The organism is Xanthomonas sp. NCPPB 3582, from assembly GCF_041475735.2.
Lineage (GTDB): Bacteria > Pseudomonadota > Gammaproteobacteria > Xanthomonadales > Xanthomonadaceae > Xanthomonas > Xanthomonas codiaei.
The window spans coordinates 230,681-246,846 of sequence record NZ_CM192968.1; the positions used below are offsets into that span (position 1 = coordinate 230,681).

General features: G+C 69.2%; 13 protein-coding genes. 10 read left to right on the forward strand and 3 right to left on the reverse strand.

Annotated features, from left to right (window positions below):
• Window positions 1-55: 55 nt before the first annotated feature.
• Window positions 56-1,201 carry an ROK family transcriptional regulator gene (locus tag ACCQ05_RS00915; RefSeq protein WP_372392643.1) on the reverse strand — a complete coding sequence of 382 codons (1,146 nt, stop codon included), beginning with the start codon at window positions 1,199-1,201 and terminating at the stop codon, window positions 56-58.
• A gap of 235 nt (window positions 1,202-1,436) precedes the next feature.
• On the opposite strand from ACCQ05_RS00915, the gene ACCQ05_RS00920 reads away from it, so the two are divergent.
• The 4 genes from ACCQ05_RS00920 to ACCQ05_RS00935 are packed head-to-tail and all read left to right on the forward strand — an operon-like array spanning window position 1,437 to window position 6,495.
• Entirely contained in the window at window positions 1,437-3,986 is a 2,550-nt protein-coding gene (locus ACCQ05_RS00920; protein WP_372392645.1) for a TonB-dependent receptor, read from the forward strand.
• Window positions 3,976-5,229: a phosphodiester glycosidase family protein gene (locus tag ACCQ05_RS00925; RefSeq protein WP_372392646.1), complete on the forward strand. Its 1,254-nt coding sequence runs from the start codon at window positions 3,976-3,978 to the stop codon at window positions 5,227-5,229. The genes ACCQ05_RS00920 and ACCQ05_RS00925 overlap by 11 nt, the downstream gene beginning before the upstream one ends.
• A gap of 52 nt (window positions 5,230-5,281) precedes the next feature.
• Window positions 5,282-6,061 carry an exodeoxyribonuclease III gene (xth, locus tag ACCQ05_RS00930; protein ID WP_372392648.1) on the forward strand — a complete coding sequence of 260 codons (780 nt, stop codon included), beginning with the start codon at window positions 5,282-5,284 and terminating at the stop codon, window positions 6,059-6,061.
• Window positions 6,058-6,495: a GFA family protein gene (locus ACCQ05_RS00935; RefSeq protein ID WP_372392650.1), complete on the forward strand. Its 438-nt coding sequence runs from the start codon at window positions 6,058-6,060 to the stop codon at window positions 6,493-6,495. Before xth ends, ACCQ05_RS00935 begins: the two co-directional genes overlap by 4 nt.
• Window positions 6,496-6,565: 70 nt before the next feature.
• On the opposite strand, the gene ACCQ05_RS00940 is transcribed toward ACCQ05_RS00935, so the two are convergent.
• Complete coding sequence (locus ACCQ05_RS00940) at window positions 6,566-6,817, reverse strand: GlsB/YeaQ/YmgE family stress response membrane protein (protein ID WP_372392651.1); 252 nt, start codon at window positions 6,815-6,817, stop codon at window positions 6,566-6,568.
• A gap of 132 nt (window positions 6,818-6,949) precedes the next feature.
• Here ACCQ05_RS00940 and ACCQ05_RS00945 point away from each other — a divergent pair, with 132 nt between their 5' ends.
• A complete protein-coding gene (locus ACCQ05_RS00945) occupies window positions 6,950-7,540 on the forward strand; it encodes a 4'-phosphopantetheinyl transferase family protein (RefSeq protein WP_372392652.1) in 591 nt (196 codons plus the stop codon).
• On the opposite strand, the gene ACCQ05_RS00950 is transcribed toward ACCQ05_RS00945, so the two are convergent.
• Complete coding sequence (locus tag ACCQ05_RS00950; RefSeq protein ID WP_372392653.1) at window positions 7,525-9,111, reverse strand: alkaline phosphatase D family protein; 1,587 nt, start codon at window positions 9,109-9,111, stop codon at window positions 7,525-7,527. The two genes, ACCQ05_RS00945 and ACCQ05_RS00950, sit on opposite strands and share 16 nt — an antisense overlap.
• A 388-nt stretch (window positions 9,112-9,499) precedes the next feature.
• On the opposite strand from ACCQ05_RS00950, the gene rsmG reads away from it, so the two are divergent.
• The 5 genes from rsmG to ACCQ05_RS00975 all read left to right on the forward strand — a co-directional run bounded on the left by rsmG (window position 9,500) and on the right by ACCQ05_RS00975 (window position 15,974).
• Window positions 9,500-10,138, forward strand: coding sequence for a 16S rRNA (guanine(527)-N(7))-methyltransferase RsmG (gene rsmG / locus ACCQ05_RS00955; protein WP_372392654.1), 639 nt, complete (start codon window positions 9,500-9,502; stop codon window positions 10,136-10,138).
• A 556-nt stretch (window positions 10,139-10,694) separates the two neighbouring features.
• Window positions 10,695-12,509, forward strand: a complete 1,815-nt coding sequence (locus ACCQ05_RS00960; RefSeq protein WP_372392655.1) for a DUF885 domain-containing protein — start codon at window positions 10,695-10,697, stop codon at window positions 12,507-12,509.
• A gap of 316 nt (window positions 12,510-12,825) precedes the next feature.
• Window positions 12,826-13,209: a DUF2946 family protein gene (locus ACCQ05_RS00965; RefSeq protein WP_372392656.1), complete on the forward strand. Its 384-nt coding sequence runs from the start codon at window positions 12,826-12,828 to the stop codon at window positions 13,207-13,209.
• Between the two features lie 55 nt (window positions 13,210-13,264).
• Window positions 13,265-14,530 (forward strand): TolC family protein, encoded by a 1,266-nt coding sequence (locus ACCQ05_RS00970; protein WP_372392657.1) that lies wholly within the window; start codon window positions 13,265-13,267, stop codon window positions 14,528-14,530.
• A 172-nt stretch (window positions 14,531-14,702) separates the two neighbouring features.
• A complete protein-coding gene (locus tag ACCQ05_RS00975; RefSeq protein WP_372392658.1) occupies window positions 14,703-15,974 on the forward strand; it encodes an efflux RND transporter periplasmic adaptor subunit in 1,272 nt (423 codons plus the stop codon).
• The last annotated feature ends 192 nt before the right edge of the window (window positions 15,975-16,166 follow it).

Consider the following 16,166-nt stretch of genomic DNA (forward strand, 5'->3'; position numbering starts at 1 on the left):
CGCTGACGGCCAGTGCGCACGCCGTGCGCCTGCATGGCTGCCGCGCCGTCGCCGATCAACGGAAATACAAGGCCTTCAACGGCAACGTGGCCGCGCCGATCGCACACGCATCGGCCGGTGCCTCGGCGGGCAAGAGCACCGGCAGCGGACGGCCCTGGCCGCGACGCGGCTGGTTGTCGATGTGCACGGCGGCGATCAGCCGCTGCGCCAGATCCCGGGGCAGGCGGCCGCCGAAGACGATCGCTTCCGGGTCGCAGACGGCGGTGATCGCCGACACGATCAGCGACACGCCCGGCGCGCTGCGTGCGAGCCAGCGCTCGATCGCCGGCCACGCGGGGTCGTAGGCGGCCAACACCGCCCGCACATCCGGCAGCACCATCCCGTCTTCGCCCAGCAGCTCGCGCAGCAACTCCAGCGTGGCGCGCTCGAGCTGTTGCGCGGGCAGCATGCCGGCGAACTCGCCGGCATTGCCGCGCGCCCCGCGCATCACCTGGCCGTCCACGACCAGGCCGCCGCCGAAGCCGTAGCTGAGGTAGAGATAGGCGAAGTCGCGGTAGGCGCGCCCCACCCCCAGCATGGCTTCGCCGGCCGCGGCCGCGCTGCCGTCGTTGTCCATCCACACCGGCTGCGCAAACGCGTCGGCCAGCCACGGGCACAGCGCCACCTGCCCCAGTGCGCGCAGCGGCTCGGGTGGATTGATGAAGGCATCCACGCCGGTGAAGAACCCGCTCACTGCCAGCCCGACGCCCAGGCGAGGGCCTGCCGCCTCGACACGCGCCAGCAGCGCCGCATCGGCGGCCTGCAGCTGGGTCAACACGCCGTACAGGGTGGTATCGGTCAGTGCGGTCTCGCTGAGGGCCAGCACCGCACCGGAAAAATCCACCAACGCCAGGCTCAGCGCATCGGTGGCGATGGAGATGCCCAGCGTGTGGCCGTGTCCGGGGTTCAACGACACCGCCACGCCCGGCTTGCCGCGTCCGGCCCGCGCCACGCTGCTGCCCATCTGCACCATGCCGCGCGCCTGCAGACCTTCGATCAGACGCACGGCGGTCTGCACGGTGAGACCGGTGCCGCGGCTCAGGTCGGCGCGGGTGAGGACCCCGTGCAGTCGCAGGCGGTCGAGCATGTCGCGCTCGTTGAGGCTCAGCTCGGGCAGGACTGGCGCATGGGGCGGCAATGCGAAGGCGGCTGGGGACGGCATGGCGGGCGAGGGAGCGCGGGGGGATCGGCAAGCTTACGCGGCCCAGGCTGCAATAATTAATTCACAGTAAGTTATTAAATTGATGTCCTCATCCTCGACCGGTCGCCCCATGTCCCGCTTCCGCACCCACCCGTGTCCCCGCGTCTGCCTGCTGGCGCTCGGCGTCGCTGCCAGCCTGAGCGCCCATGCCAGCGGCGCCGGTCCTGCCCCAGCCGCTCTCGCCGGCGATACTCCCGTGCAGTTGGATACGGTGCAGGTGTCCGGCCAGCATCTGTCGATCCGCCAGGCCATCGGCGCCAAGCGCGAGGCTGCGGTGGTGTCCGATGGCGTGGCCGCCGACGACATCGGCTCGATCCCGGACTTCGGCCTGGGCGAGGCGCTGCAGCGCGTGCCCGGCGTGTCGATGGTGGTCAACAACGGCCGCGGCGAAGCGCAGTTCATGAGCCTGCGCGGCTTCAACCCCGACTACAACACGGTGCTGATCGACGGCGTGGCCTTGCCCTCCACCGAAACCAGCCGGCGCGTGCAGTCGCTGGATGTCATCCCCGCATCGCTCGCGCAGCAGGTGGACATCTACAAGAGCTTCAATGCCGACATGGACAGCAATGCCATCGGTGGCATCGCCTCGTTGCGCACGCGCAGCGCGTTCGATCACGACGGCCCGTTCGGCAGCGTGCGTGCGAACCTGGCCGACTGGGAAAACCGCCGGCATCTGCAGGGCAGCGGGCCGTCCGGCCAGGTGCAGGGCACCTTCAGCGACACCTTCGGCCCGGACAACCGCTTCGGCATGGTGTTGTCGGCCGACTATTTCCGTCGCGATTCCTCGTCGTTGAACACGGCCATCGACAGCTACAGCTACTACGCCAACGGCGTGCGCCAGAACCTGACACCGAGCCTGGACACCGAGGGCATGGCGATCGCGCCGGACCGCTTCCGCCCGCTGACCTACGACAACCTGCGCCAGCGCCGCAGCGTGTTCGGCAAGCTGGAATACGACGATGGCGAGGTGATGAAACTGGCCTTGAGCGCCGGCTGGTTCGAGCATGGCAACGACGAACAACGCCGCTCGCAATGGATCAACCGGGTGGGCAATGCGGTGATCGCCGACGCCGACGACGGCCGGTACGCGCAGGGCAGCGCGCAGGCCGACGCCAACCGCTTCGAGCAGACCCGCACGCTGCGTTACGCGCAAGCCGGCGGCAGTTTCCGCCTCAACCAGGAGGGCCACATCGATGTGCTGCTCAACCGTGCCACCGGGCGTTATCGACAGGACACCCGCGAAGATGTCTTCACCGCGGCCGCATCCCCACGGCTGGGATTCGGCTACGCACTGGGCGAGGACACACGCCCGACCATCACCCTGGTCGACCCCGGCTACTACGGCAATGCCGCCAACTATCTGCAGTCGTACTTCCTGACCCGCGCGGAAAACAGCAGTACCGAGACCACCACCTTCAAGGTGGACTACAGCCAGAACGCCGATGCCGATGCACGTGGCTGGGGCCTGCGCGCCGGCCTGCAGTACCGCGACCTGCAGCAGCGCTACAACCTGGACGAAACACGCCTGAATCCGGCTGGCCGGGTGAGCCTGGCCACGGTGGGCACTGACGACGCGCGCATCTGCCCGTATGCGGATTTCAGCTGCCTGCTGCTGGTCGACCCGGCGCGGGTTGCCGGCTTCGCCGCTGCATCGCCCGGCGCCTACGTGCTGGCCGCCAGCAACGCGCGCAATAGCGCCATCAGCGATTTCGGCATCGACGAGCGCAGCGGCGCGGCCTATGCGATGGGCACCTGGCATGGCGAGCGCACCCAGGCCACGCTGGGCCTGCGCAACGAATACCTGCAGCGCCAGGTGCGCAGCGCGGTACCGCAACCGCTGAGCAGCACCACCAACTACGTGCAGCAATCCGATGCCAGCGACCGACGCTTCCTGTTGCCATCGGCCAACCTTGGCTGGGATATCACCCCCGCGCTGAAACTGCGCCTGGCCGGCAGCCGCACCATCGGTCTGCCCACCTACGGCGATATCGGCCAGAACAGCAGCCCGGTCGTGGACACCACCGGGTTGACCATCAACCGCAGCATCGCCAATCCGCAGCTGCGCCCGCGCCGCTCGGACAATCTGGACCTGTCGCTGGAGTGGTACCCGGATCAGGACGCGCAGCTGTCGGTGGCGTTGTTCCACAAGCGCATCGACAACGAGATCGTGCGCCTGACCAGCACCGACACCGAACGCAATCCCGGTGGGCTGGTCGGCACCTACCAGGTCACCACCACCCAGGCGATCAATACCGGCGTGGCCACCGTGAAAGGCGTGGAATTGACCGCCATCGATACGCGGTTCGACTTTTTGCCCGGTGCCTGGTCGCACCTGGGTGCAATGGCCAATCTCACCCTGCTGGACCCGCGCACCGCCCAGGTGCAGATGAGCGATGGCAGCCTGCGGGCGCTGCCCGGCCTGATGGAATCGCCCAAGCGCAGCGCCAATGCCTCGCTGCTCTACGACATCGGCCCGTTCAGTGTGCGCCTGAGCGCCAATTACACCGGCCTGCAATTGCTCTCCGCTGCCACCGACAACCGCGTCAACGACCGCTACTACGATGCCATCACCAGCTACGACGCGCAGCTGGCGTGGCGCTTCACCAGGCAGCTGCGCCTCACCGTGCAGGGGCGCAACCTCAGCAATGCGCGGCTGACCCGCGTGATCGGTGCCGACCAGCAACTGATGCGCGAGCAGCTGGACAACGGCCGTGCCTACTACCTGGGAGTGGACTATGCGTTCTGATCGAGGCCGCGGCGTGGCGCGGCTGTTCCTGCTGATGCTCTTCTCCACCGCCGCTGCAAGCGCCGGGCAGGCGACCACACCGACGGCGGCGCAGTTCACGCCGATGCAGACCATTGTCAGTGGCGATTGCTGGGGCCAGTGGCCTGACGATGTGCTGGCAGCGGTGAGCACCTGCAAACCGGCCGAGCACAATCGCATCGCCCTGCAGGTGGCCGACGATGCCGATGGCCCGGCCCGCGTTGGCGTCGATACACAACCCTGCAACGGCGCGCGCTGCGCCGAGCTGGCACAGGTGCTGCAACGCGCGCCTGCGCAACACCTGCTGCTGCGCACGCCGCCGGCGCGGATCGAGGCGGTGCTGGCGGCCCTGGATCGCGCCAACGCACGCGCGCGCGTGGCCATCGAGCCGCTGGTGCAGCCGGTGCCGGCGCCGACTGCGCCGATCACGCTGGCGCCGGGCGTGCGCTACTGGCGGCAGGCCATCGCCGGCGCTGCGCCGGTGATGCTGCATATCGCCCGGATCGACCTGAGCACGCCGGGCCTGCAGCTGGTGGGCACACCCGGCCAACGCAGCGGTGGCGGCGAATTTCTAGCCACGCCCACTACCGCGTTCGTGCGCGATGGCGGATTGGTGCTGGCGATCAATGCCGATTACTTCCTGCCCTTCGACGGCGGCCATCTGTTCGATCAGGCCTTCGTGCCGGCGGCGGGGCAGGGCGTCACTGCCGAAGGGCTGGCGATCGCCAATGGCCATCTCGACTCGGCTGCCGCCACCACCGATGCGCGTGTCAACGCGGCCTTTTGCGTGAGCACGCGCAACATCGCACGCATCGTGCGCGGCAGCTGTGCACACGACACCCGCCTGGGCGTCGGTGCCGGCCCGCTGCTGCTGCTCGACGGCCAGCGCCAGCCGCGCGAAGCCAGCCGCGCCGCCTACTACGACGGGCCCGAGCCACGCAGTGCACTGGCCCTGGACCGCAGCGGCAAGACGCTATGGATGGTGGTGGCCGACGGCCGCCAGCCCGGCTACAGCGCCGGCATCACGATGGACGCGCTCACCGCAGTCCTGGAACAGCTCGGTGCGGCGGCGGCGATCAATCTCGACGGTGGCGGCTCCAGCACCCTGGCCGCCCGCGTGGACGGCCGGGTGCGGGCGCTCAACCGCCCCATCCACACCGGCATCCCCGGACGCGAGCGCCCGGTGGCCAACCAGCTTGGGGTGCGCATCGCCGCCCGGCCCTGAGGGCGTGACGGGTGGCGCGGTACCATTGGCGGTTTGAACCACGGCCCGCGCCATGAAGATTGCCTCCTGGAACGTCAACTCGCTCAACGTGCGTCTGCCGCACCTGCAACAGTGGCTCACCGACTTCGCACCGGACGTGGTGGGTATCCAGGAGACCAAGCTGGAAGACCACAAGTTTCCGGATGCGGCGCTGGCCGCGCTCGGTTACCGCAGCGTGTTCTGCGGGCAGAAGACCTACAACGGCGTGGCCATCCTGTCGCGCTCGCCGGCGTTGGAGGTGCAGATGGGCATCTCCGGCTTCGATGACGTGCAGCAACGCGTCATCGCCGCCACCGTCGATGGCGTGCGCATCATCAATCTGTATGTGGTCAACGGCCAGGATGTGGGCACCGAGAAATACGCCTACAAGCTGCGCTGGCTGCAGGCCGCGCGCGAGTGGATCGCGCAGGAGCTGCAGCGGCATCCGCAGCTGGTGGTGCTGGGCGACTTCAACATCGCCCCGGATGCGCGCGACGTGCACGATGCGACGGTGTGGAACGAACACCACATCCTGACCTCGGCCGCCGAGCGCGCTGCCCTGGAACAGCTGCTGGCGCTGGGCTTGCACGATGCATTCCGGCTGCACCACGACGACGCCGGGCAATTCAGCTGGTGGGATTACCGCCAGGCCGGCTTCCGTCGCAACCTGGGGCTGCGCATCGACCTGACGTTGGTGTCGGAGGCGCTGCGCGCACGCGCGGTGGAGTCGGGCATCGACAGGGAACCACGCACCTGGGAACGCCCCAGCGACCACGCACCGGCGTGGGTGCGGCTGGCGGAGGCTGGCGCATGAGCGAACGGCATCTGCGGCGCAGCACCCACAAGATCGGCGAGGTCACGCTCGGCCCGGTGCATCGGCTGAGCTGCCATTGCGGCGCAGTGCAGATCGACCTGGACCTGCCGCATGGCCTGCTGGATCCGCGCCGGTGCGATTGCTCGATGTGCCGCCGCCGCGGCGCGGTGGTCGCCTCAGTCACGCTCGACGCCCTGCACGTCGTGCAGGGCGGGGATGTGCTGCGTCTATATCAGTTCAACACGCAGACCGCCGCGCATTATTTCTGCGGGGTGTGCGGGATCTATACCCATCACCGGCGCCGCTCCAATCCCAACGAATACGGCTACAACGTCGGCTGCCTGGACGGCGTCAACCCGTACGCGTTGACCATCGCGGTGCCGGTGGAGGACGGGGTCAACCACCCGGCCGATCGCGCCGCGGCACACGATTGAAGAGCCATGCCGAAACGACAACGCCCGGGCAGGCCCGGGCGTTGCGCACAGCGCCAGTGATGCGCCTGCCTCAGCGCACCCGGCCGCGGGTGAACAGGTTGACGATGGCCAGCAGGATCACCGCACCCACCAGCGACCAGACGAAGGTCCACAAGGTGATCGCCTGGTTGATGCCACCGCCGAACAGCCAGCCGGCGATCATCGCACCGACGATGCCGACCACGACGTTGAGAATGATGCCCTGCTGCGCATCGCGCCGCATGATGAGGCTGGCCAGCCAACCCACGATGCCGCCGATGATCAACCAGATGATGATGCCCATGGTGCCGCTCTCCTCGCTCGGTCGCACCGGACGCGGTGCATGGGCGCCATTGGACGCAGCCGGCCGTGAAGCAGCCGTCGAGCGCGTTGCTTGCGATGGCGATGCGTTCGGCTTGGTATGCGCCAAGTGACGATGCAGCCAACCTGGCAGCATGGCCCGGTGCAGCTGTGGCTGCGGCCGCACCACCCCGGCGAGCGCGGCGAGCCGCAGGCGCGGCAGCTGCTTGGTCACGCGCTGAGGCTGGAGCCGGCGCAGGTGCCCGTGCTGCGCGATGCGCGCGGGCGCCCGACGTTGCAGCCGGCCTTGCCCGGTTGGGACACCGGCTGGAGCCACAGCGGCGAGCATCTGTTGGTGGGATTGGGCCAGGGCGTGCGGCTGGGCGTGGACCTGGAACGGATCCGCATACGACCGCGCCTGCTGGAGATCGCGCAGCGCTTCTTCCACCCCGACGAACTGGCGTTGCTGGGCAGGTCATCGCCCGATGCGCAGCAGGCACTGTTCTTTCGCCTGTGGTGTGCCAAGGAGGCCCTGCTCAAGGCGCACGGGCATGGGCTGTCGTTCGGGCTGCATCGGCTGGCGTATACGCTGGCGCCAGATGGTGTCTTGCAGCTGCAGTGGTGCGACCCCGAACTCGGCGATGCCGGGCACTGGCAGTTGCACGAATGGTGGGCTGCACCGGACTGCCGCGCGGCGCTGGCGTTCTACCCTCACGCCGCCGCGTGAGGCGCCGCCCCGTACGGCAGGATCGGCTGCCGGAACTGCGCCACGCCGTCTAGATCGCGCAAGGTCACCGTCAGCACGCCGGTGGCGCCGTCGATCTCCACCTCGCCGAAGAACTGATATCCGGCCAGCGGTGAGGTGTTCGGCGCGGGCGGCGCCTTCTGGAACACCACCGTGGGGCCGAAGGTGGCATCCAGCGCATTGGGCCCGAAACTGCCGGCGTTGAGCGGGCCGCCGACGAATTCCCAGAACGGTTCGAACTGCTGAAACGCGGCGCGGTCCGGATGGTAGTAATGGGCCGCGCAGTAATGCACGTCGGCGGTCAGCCACACCGTGTTGCGCACGCGCGCACGGCTGATGAAGCGCAGCAGCGCGGCAATCTCCTGCTCACGGCCGCGTGGCACGCCGGGGTCGCCATTGGCGATCGCCTCCCAGCGCGGGCGCCCGTTCGCATCTTCGCCGTCGGGCACCTGCAGGCCGATTGGCATGTCGGCGGCAATCACTTTCCATTGCGCGCGCGAGCCGGCCAGTTCGCGCTGCAGCCAGGCCAGTTGTTCCGCTCCCAGGAACGCCGCTTCCGGCCCCGGCGTCGGCTGCAGGTTGTCGCTGTTGGCGCCGCGATCGCTGCGCATGTCCAGCACGAACACATCCAGCAGCGGGCCGTAGCCGATCTTGCGATAGATGCGCCCACTGCCATCGGCGCGCACGCCACGCATCGGCGCATATTCCAGGAAGGCCTGGCGCGCACGCGTGGCCAGCACCTGGATATCGCGCACCTGGTAGCGCGCATCCAGCTGCTTGCCCGGCGACCAGTTGTTGGTGGTTTCGTGGTCGTCCCACTGCCACAGCTGCGGCACCTGCGCGTTGAAGCGGCGCACATGCTCGTCGAGCAGGTTGTAGCGATAGTTGCCGCGGAATTCGTCCAGTGTTTCGGCCACCTTGCTCTTGACGTCGGTGGTGAGGTTGCGCCAGCGCTTGCCGTCTTCCACGGTGAGCTCGGCCGGGATCGGACCGTCGGCGTAGATGGTGTCGCCGCTGTGCAGGAAGAAATCCGGGTGGCGCTCGCGCATTGCCGAGTAGATGCGCATGCCGCCGATGTCCGGATTGATGCCAAAGCCCTGGCCCGCGGTATCGCCGCTCCAGACAAAGCGCACGTCGCGGCGCGTTGCCGGTGCACTGCGCAGATGCCCGTGGACCGGCGCACTCAGCACGCCGCTGTCGGCGTCTTCGAAGCGCACCCGGTAGAAGATGTCCTGGCCGGCCGGCAAGGCGCCCAGATCCACGCGTGCGGTGAAGTCGTGCGCAGCCACGGCCACCGCACCGTCGATGCGGCGCGCCTGGCGCAGGCTCGGGCGCGTGTCCCATTCCACCCGCATCCGCGCCGGGCGGTCCACCCGACTCCAGACCATTGCGCGCCCCTGCAGCACATCGCCGCTCTGCACCCCGTCGGTGATGAGCGGGCGCCCGGAGGGCGCGGCCAGGCTGCGTGCAGCCCAGCCACCGGCGACCGGAACCAGCAGCCCGGCCCCCAGGCCTTGCAGCACACGCCGGCGTGCAGGATTGGTGGTGGTCATGCGCGGATCCTCGCGATGGCGGAGGTGGACAGATGTAGCGCCGCCGTCTTACCGCTGCGTGTCCGGCCCGGGCGCAGGCGCAGGTTGCGCGACCGCGATCACGCCGGCGTGATCGATGCGTGCCTGCCCGCGTCATTGCCACGCTGCCCGGGCGCGTCCTGGATGCGGCGCTGCAGGACTGTCGCCGGCAGCTGCCGGCCCAACCCCAAGTCCGCGCCGGTACGCACCGCAGCGCGCGATGGCGCGGAAACTCCTGCCAGCGGTTCGCACGCCCTGGCTCAGGCGCCGGCACGCAAGCAGGCGGCCTGTTGCCTTCGCTTTCCGTGCCACCGCGGTTCCGTCTGACCGAGCTCAAATCCAACTCCGCGCCCTCTGCGATAATCGCGCCATGAACGATGCCGCACTCGCCCCCGATGTCTCCGCCGCGCTCGAACGCGGCCTACAGGCCCAATCCCTGGATGCGGCCTTCGCCGCCCCGCTGCTGCGTTACCTGGCCCTGCTGGTGCGCTGGAACAAGACCTACAACCTCACCGCCGTGCGCGACCCGCGCGAGATGGTCACCCGTCACCTGCTCGATTCGTTGGCGATGCAGCCCTACATCGCCAGCGGCACCCTGGCCGACCTGGGCACCGGCCCCGGCCTGCCCGGCATCCCGCTGGCGATCACCCGCCCGCAGCTGCAGGTGACGCTGGTGGAAAGCAACGGCAAGAAGGCGCGCTTCATGCGCGAGGCATTGCGCCATCTGGAGCTGCGCAACGCCCGTGTGGCCGAGTCGCGCGCCGAAGCGCTGGACGAGCCGGCCGCCTACGACCACCTCACCGCGCGCGCGCTGGACACCCTGGCCGGCATCATCGCCGTCGGCGGCCACCTGTTGCGCCCGGGCGGTAGCCTGCTGGCGATGAAGGGCGTGTACCCGCACGAGGAAATCGCCGCATTGCCCCCCGGCTGGACGATGCACGAGGTGCACCCGTTGCAAGTGCCCGGCCTAGAGGGCGAGCGGCATCTGGTGGTGGTGCGCAAGGGCTGAGCCAAGCGATCTCAAAGCGCCCTCACCCCAACCCTCTCCCGCAGGCGGGAGAGGGAGTGAACACCGGCCTCGACAAGCTCACGGCTTCCTTCCCCCGCCTGCGGGGGAAGGTGCCCGCAGGGCGGATGGGGGCCGTCGCTGGGGATTCCCGGCCACGCCAGGGCACCGACGCGCGTTCTCCTGCAGACGGGAGAGGGAGTGAACAGCGCCCCCCGGCCAGCTCGGTGCCTGCCTTCGCTGGATAAGCACACCAGTTCCCTTCCTGGACAAGCACACCAGCCCGCTTCCGCCGCCCTCGACAAGCTCACCGCATCCCTTCCGGCGACAAGCTGGCCAGCCCCGTTCCCCGACGAACACACCAGCTCCCTTCCCCACGACGAGCACACCAGCTCCCTTCCCCCCGCGCGCGGGGGAAGGTGCCCGAAGGGCGGATGGGGGCCGTCGCCGACAGTCCCAGCCACGCCAGGGCACCAGCCCACGCTGGGACTTCCGGCCCATGGCAGCGCACACGTGGGCTGCCATGATCGGGCGTTCGCTCCAGATCAGGCTTCCGCCCGTGACCTCTCCGCTCGCCACTGCCCTCGCGCTCGCCCTGCTGGGCACCTCGTTCGCTGCCACGACCCAGGCCGCCACGCCGCCGGCACCGGCCACGCTGACCGCCGAAGCACCTGCCGATGCACGCTTCCGCGCGATCTACGAAAAGGAATGGGCATGGCGGCAGGCCGAAACCGGCCAGGCCGACGAAGACACCGACACCACCGGCGACAACACCCATCTGCCCGACGTCGGCCCGGCCGCGCAGCAGGCGCGCCTGGCGGTCTGGGACGGCGTGCTCAAGCAGCTCGACGGCATCGACCCCAAGCAGCTCTCGCCGGCCAACCGGATCAACTTCGCCATCTACCGCCCGCAAGTGGAGAACCTGGCCGCCGAAGTACGCCTGCGCGCCTACGAGATGCCGTTCAATTCGGATAGTTCGTTCTGGTCCAACCTCGGCTTCATGGCACAGCGGCCGATGAAGAGCGCGGCCGAGTACCGCGCCTACATCGCGCGCCTGAACGATGTGCCGCGCTACTTCGACCAGCAGATCGCCAACATGCGCAGCGGCCTGGCGCGCGGCTTCAGCGTGCCGCGTGCGGTGCTGGACGGGCGCGATGTCTCCATCGCCAGCGTGGCCGAGGTCAAGGACCCCACCGAATCGACCTTCTACGCACCGTTCAAGCAGCTGCCTGCGCAGATTCCCGCCGCCGAGCAGGCGCAGCTGCGCGAGCAGGCCAAGGCGGCGCTGCGCACTGCCGTCCTTCCGGCGTACAGCAAGCTGCTGAGCTTCTTTCGCAACGACTACATGCCCAAGGCGCGCACCACGCTGGCGGCAGAAGCGCTGCCCGACGGCAAGGCGTTCTATCGCCAGCAGATCCGCGAATACACCACGCTGGAACTGACGCCCGAACAGATCCACCAGATCGGCCTGGACGAAGTGGCGCGCATCCAGACCCAGATGAACGCGATCATCCAGCAGGTCGGTTTCAAGGGCAGCTTCGCGCAATTTCTGACCTTCCTGCGCACCGATCCGCAGTTCTACGCCAAGACCCCGCAGGAATTGCTCGACCGCGCCGCGTGGATCTCCAAGCGCGTGGACGGGCAGGTGGGCAAGTTCATCGGCACGCTGCCGCGCGGGCGCTTCACCATCAAGCCGGTGCCCGATGACATCGCGCCGTTCTGGACCGCCGGCCGTGGCGGCGCGACGACCTATTGGGTCAACACCTACAACCTGCCATCGCGGCCGCTGTACAACCTGCCGGCGCTGACCCTGCACGAGTCCTCGCCCGGGCATTCGCTGCAGGGCTCGCTGGCGCTGGAACAGGGCGAGCAGCCGGCATTCCGCCGCGAGAACTACATCTCCGCCTATGGCGAAGGCTGGGCGCTGTACACCGAAAAACTCGGCCAGGAGATGGGCATCTACGAAACCCCGTACGAAGAGTTCGGCCGGCTCACCTACGAAATGTGGCGCGCCTGCCGGCTGGTGATCGACACCGGTGTGCACCACGACGGCTGGAGCCGCGAACAGGCGCTGGCCTATCTGCGCGACCGCACCGCGCTCAGCGAACACGAAGTCACCACCGAAGTGGACCGCTACATCTCCTGGCCCGGCCAGGCGCTGAGCTACAAGCTGGGCGAGATCAGCATCGTCAAGCTGCGCGCCGAAGCCGAGAAGGAGCTGGGCGATCGCTTCGACATCAAGGCCTTCCACGACGTGGTGTTGCGCCAGGGCTCGGTCACGCTGCCGGTGCTCGAGCAGCAGGTGCGCGCCTTCATCGCCGAGAGCAAGGCGCGCCCGGCCAAGACCAAGCCGGCCACTGCTGCCACACCCTGACCCACCGAGGCCGCACCTGCGTAGGAGCGGCCCTGGCCGCGACGCCGTCCCGAGAGCCGCCACGCCGTGGCGCTTGATCGCATCGCCGGCACCGCTGGTTGGATCGGTTTTCTGCATCCGGTGCCGGCACCGCGTCGCGGCCGGGTCCGCTCCTACGAAGCATGTGCGCGTCAGCCATCCCATCGACACCGCACCCCCGTAGGAGCGGCCCTGGCCGCGAAGCCGTCCCGATAGCCGCCACGGCTAATGCGGGCCCCCGCCCGCCATCGCCCATCTGCGATTGTGTAACCGCGCTGGCCCCGATACGCTGCCGCCCATGCTGCTCCGCCGCGCCCGTCGATTGCCTTCCTTGCTGCGCCTGATGGCGTTGCTGGTACTGGTGCTGGGCGTGCTGGTGGCACCGGTGGCCTGCGCGCTGGGCGATGTGCATGCGCTGGCGCACGACCAGGCACACCTGGACGACAGCGCACCGCATGGCCACGACGGCGCCGACGAAGAGGATGCCGGCGAGCGCGATGGTGCCGGCCTGCTGCATGCCCTGATGCACAGCGGCTACTGCCATGGGCATAGCCCGGCGATGCTGCCGGCGCTGGCCTGGGGGCAGTTGCCGCTGCGCGCGCAGGTGCAACCGGCCGCGCTGGTCACCGATTACCGATCGCACCGGATCGAAACCCTGTTGCGGCCCCCGATCGCGGCCTGATGCCTTGCCGGCGGCTGCCGGCGGTCCATCGATCCCGATTCGCGGAGACACCCACATGTGGTTGCGACTGGCGGCTGTTGCCGCCCTCGCGGTCGTGCCGTGCGCCATGGCGCAACACGCACCGCCCCAAACCGTGCTGACCCTGGACGACGCCATCGCGCGCGTCGCCACCAAGCATCCCGATCTGCGTCTGGCCGACGGCCAGCAGGCCGTGCTCGCCGCCGAGGCGCAGCGCGATGCCCTGCGCCCGCCGCTGCGCGTGGGTGCAGAGATCGAAAACGTGTTCGGCAGCGGGCCCACCCGCGCGCTGGACCAGGCCGAGCTCACGCTCACCCTGGCCAGCGTGCTGGAACGCGGCGGCAAGCTGGATGCGCGCCGCACCCTCGCCCAGGCGCGCATCGACGCGCTGGCGCCACAGCGCGCACTGGCGCGCCTGGACGTGCTGGCCGAGGTGGCGCGCCGCTACCTGGCCAGCACCGCTGCGCGTCAGCGCCACGCCATTGCGCTGGAAACCCTGGCCCAGCGCCAGCGCACGGTCGCCGCCGCGCGTCAGCGGCTGCAGGCCGGCGCCTCGCCCGAATCGGTGCTGCTCACCGCACAGGCGTTGCAGGCGCGTGCGGAACTGGAGCGCGACCGCGCGCGACTGGAAGTGGACGCCGCACGTCGGCAACTGGCGCTGCTGTGGGGCGCGCGCAGCCTCGACGCCGGCGACACCAGCGGCGATGCCTTGCGGCTGCCGGACATTCCGGAGTTCGAGGTGCTGGCACAGTTGCTCGACAGCACGCCGGAACTGGCGCGCCTGACCAGCGAGCAGCGCCTGCGCGAAGCGCGGCTGCAGCTGGCCCGCAGCCAGGCCAGCCCGGATCTGGACTGGCAACTGGGCGTGCGCCGGCTGCAGGGCAGCGATGCCACCGCACTGGTCGGCAGTGTGTCGCTGGCGCTGGGCAGCGCGGCACGCGCGCAGCCGGAGATCGGCGCTGCACAGGCCGAGCTGTCGCTGCTGGACATCGAACGCCAATCGCAGGCGCTACAGCTGTACGCCACCTTGGCCGATGCGCACGGGCGTTACCGTGCCTGCCAACTGGAAGTGGCGCGCATGCGCGATGCGGTGCTGCCGGCACTGGCGCGCGCCGATGCGGCGGCAGAACGCGCCTACCGCGCCGGTGCCACCAGTTATCTGGACTGGGCGCAGCTGCAGGCGCAACGCAACGATGCACGCCAGCAGCAACTGGCTGCCGCAGTGGAAGCGCAGACCGCCTTGATCGAGATCCAGCGCCTCACCGGCCAACCGTTCGTCGTCACCGCGCAGGCAACGCCATGAGCGCGCGCACGGTGATGTCCACGCATGGAAATGCGCCGGGTGACTTGCTGCTGCCCACCGGGGTGGTCGGCAAGCGCGCGGCAGTCGCATGCATACGCGGGGTCACAGCCACTGGCGCACGGCCGCCGCCACGCTCGGCGCGATGCGCCGGCCTTCCAAAGGAGTTCCATCGATGACGCACTTCATTCTCGCGCCGCTGCTGCTGGCGCTGTTGCTCGGCGGTTGCGGCCGCACCGAAGACGACGGCCACGCCCATGCGGGCGGCGAGGCTGCACACGGCGAAGAAGGCGGCAGCGACCATGCCGACGAAGCGGCCAAGGGCACACACGGCGGCCGCCTGCTCAGCCAGGACGGCGACAGCGTGGAGCTTGCGATCGCCGAAGACGGCGGCCCGCCCACGTTCCAGGCCTGGCTGTATCGCGATGGCAAGCCGTTGCCGGCCAGCGCCGGCAGCGTGGAAGTCAGGACCACGCGGCTGGGCGGCAAGCTCGACACCTATCCGCTGCGTGCGCAGGAGGATGGAAGCCTGCTGGCCGCCAGCGAAGTGGGCGAGCCGCATTCGTTCGATGTCGACGTGCGCGCCAGCGTGCAGGGCAGGGCGCATCGCTGGCGCTATTCCAGTTACGAGGGCCGCACCACGATTGCCGCCAGGATCGCGCAGGAGGCCGGCATCCGCGTGGCGCCGGTCGGTGCCGGCAGCATCGCCGACCAGCACGAAGTGCAGGGCCTGCTCACCCCGGCAGAAGGCGCGCAGGCGCACGCCACTGCGCGCTTTCCCGGGCCGGTGCGCAGCCTGCGTGCGAACGTCGGTGACCAGGTGCGCGCCGGCCAGGTGCTGGCCACGGTGGAAAGCAATCTGAGCCTGACCACCTACCCGATCAGCGCGCCGATCGACGGCACCGTGCTGGTCCGCAACGCCAGCCTGGGCAGCAATGCCAGCGAAGGCCAGGCCTTGTTCGAAATCGCCGATCTGTCGCGCCTGTGGGTGGACCTGCACATCTTCGGTGCCGACGCCGGGCATATCACCGCCGGCGCACCGGTCACGGTGACCCGGATCAGCGATGGCGTGGTGGCGCAGACCACGCTGGAGCGGGTGTTGCCGGGCACGGCCACCGCCAGCCAGAGCACGGTGGCGCGTGCGGTGCTGCGCAATACCGATGGGTCATGGCGGCCAGGGTCGGCAGTGAAGGCGCGGGTGACTGTGGCGCAGCAGCCGGCATCGATGGTGGTGCCGGTGGGCGCGTTGCAGCGCTTTGGCGAGTGGGACGTGGTGTTCGTGCGGGTGGGCGATGTGTATGAGGCGCGGCCGGTGCGGCTGGGGGCGCGGGATGCGCAGCAGGTGGAGGTGCTGGCTGGGGTGTCGGTGGGGGACACGGTGGTGGTGGAGCAGAGTTATCTGGTGAAGGCCGACATCGAGAAGTCTGGGGCGTCGCATGATCATTGAGCGCCTTGGTTTGGGTGGTATTGCGTTGTCGAGTGCGGGCGTTTGTTGGGCGCAGGGGGATGGGCCATGTTCAAGGTGTTCGCGCCCTTCCGGGCTAGGGCAACGGCTTTCACGCCCTGTCGGGCGCGAGTTACTTTTTCTTTGCTTGTGCAAAGAAAAAGTAACCAAAAAGAAAGCACACCCCGTCCTCGC

Coding starts and splice junctions, on each gene's coding strand:
- ACCQ05_RS00940 (WP_372392651.1), bottom strand. CDS start 6,817: ATGGGCATCATCATCTGGTTGATCATCGGCGGCATCGTGGGTTGGCTG.
- ACCQ05_RS00950 (WP_372392653.1), bottom strand. CDS start 9,111: ATGACCACCACCAATCCTGCACGCCGGCGTGTGCTGCAAGGCCTGGGG.
- ACCQ05_RS00945 (WP_372392652.1), top strand. CDS start 6,950: ATGCAGCCAACCTGGCAGCATGGCCCGGTGCAGCTGTGGCTGCGGCCG.
- ACCQ05_RS00975 (WP_372392658.1), top strand. CDS start 14,703: ATGACGCACTTCATTCTCGCGCCGCTGCTGCTGGCGCTGTTGCTCGGC.
- ACCQ05_RS00935 (WP_372392650.1), top strand. CDS start 6,058: ATGAGCGAACGGCATCTGCGGCGCAGCACCCACAAGATCGGCGAGGTC.
- ACCQ05_RS00915 (WP_372392643.1), bottom strand. CDS start 1,201: ATGCCGTCCCCAGCCGCCTTCGCATTGCCGCCCCATGCGCCAGTCCTG.
- ACCQ05_RS00970 (WP_372392657.1), top strand. CDS start 13,265: ATGTGGTTGCGACTGGCGGCTGTTGCCGCCCTCGCGGTCGTGCCGTGC.
- ACCQ05_RS00925 (WP_372392646.1), top strand. CDS start 3,976: ATGCGTTCTGATCGAGGCCGCGGCGTGGCGCGGCTGTTCCTGCTGATG.
- ACCQ05_RS00965 (WP_372392656.1), top strand. CDS start 12,826: ATGCTGCTCCGCCGCGCCCGTCGATTGCCTTCCTTGCTGCGCCTGATG.
- xth (WP_372392648.1), top strand. CDS start 5,282: ATGAAGATTGCCTCCTGGAACGTCAACTCGCTCAACGTGCGTCTGCCG.
- rsmG (WP_372392654.1), top strand. CDS start 9,500: ATGAACGATGCCGCACTCGCCCCCGATGTCTCCGCCGCGCTCGAACGC.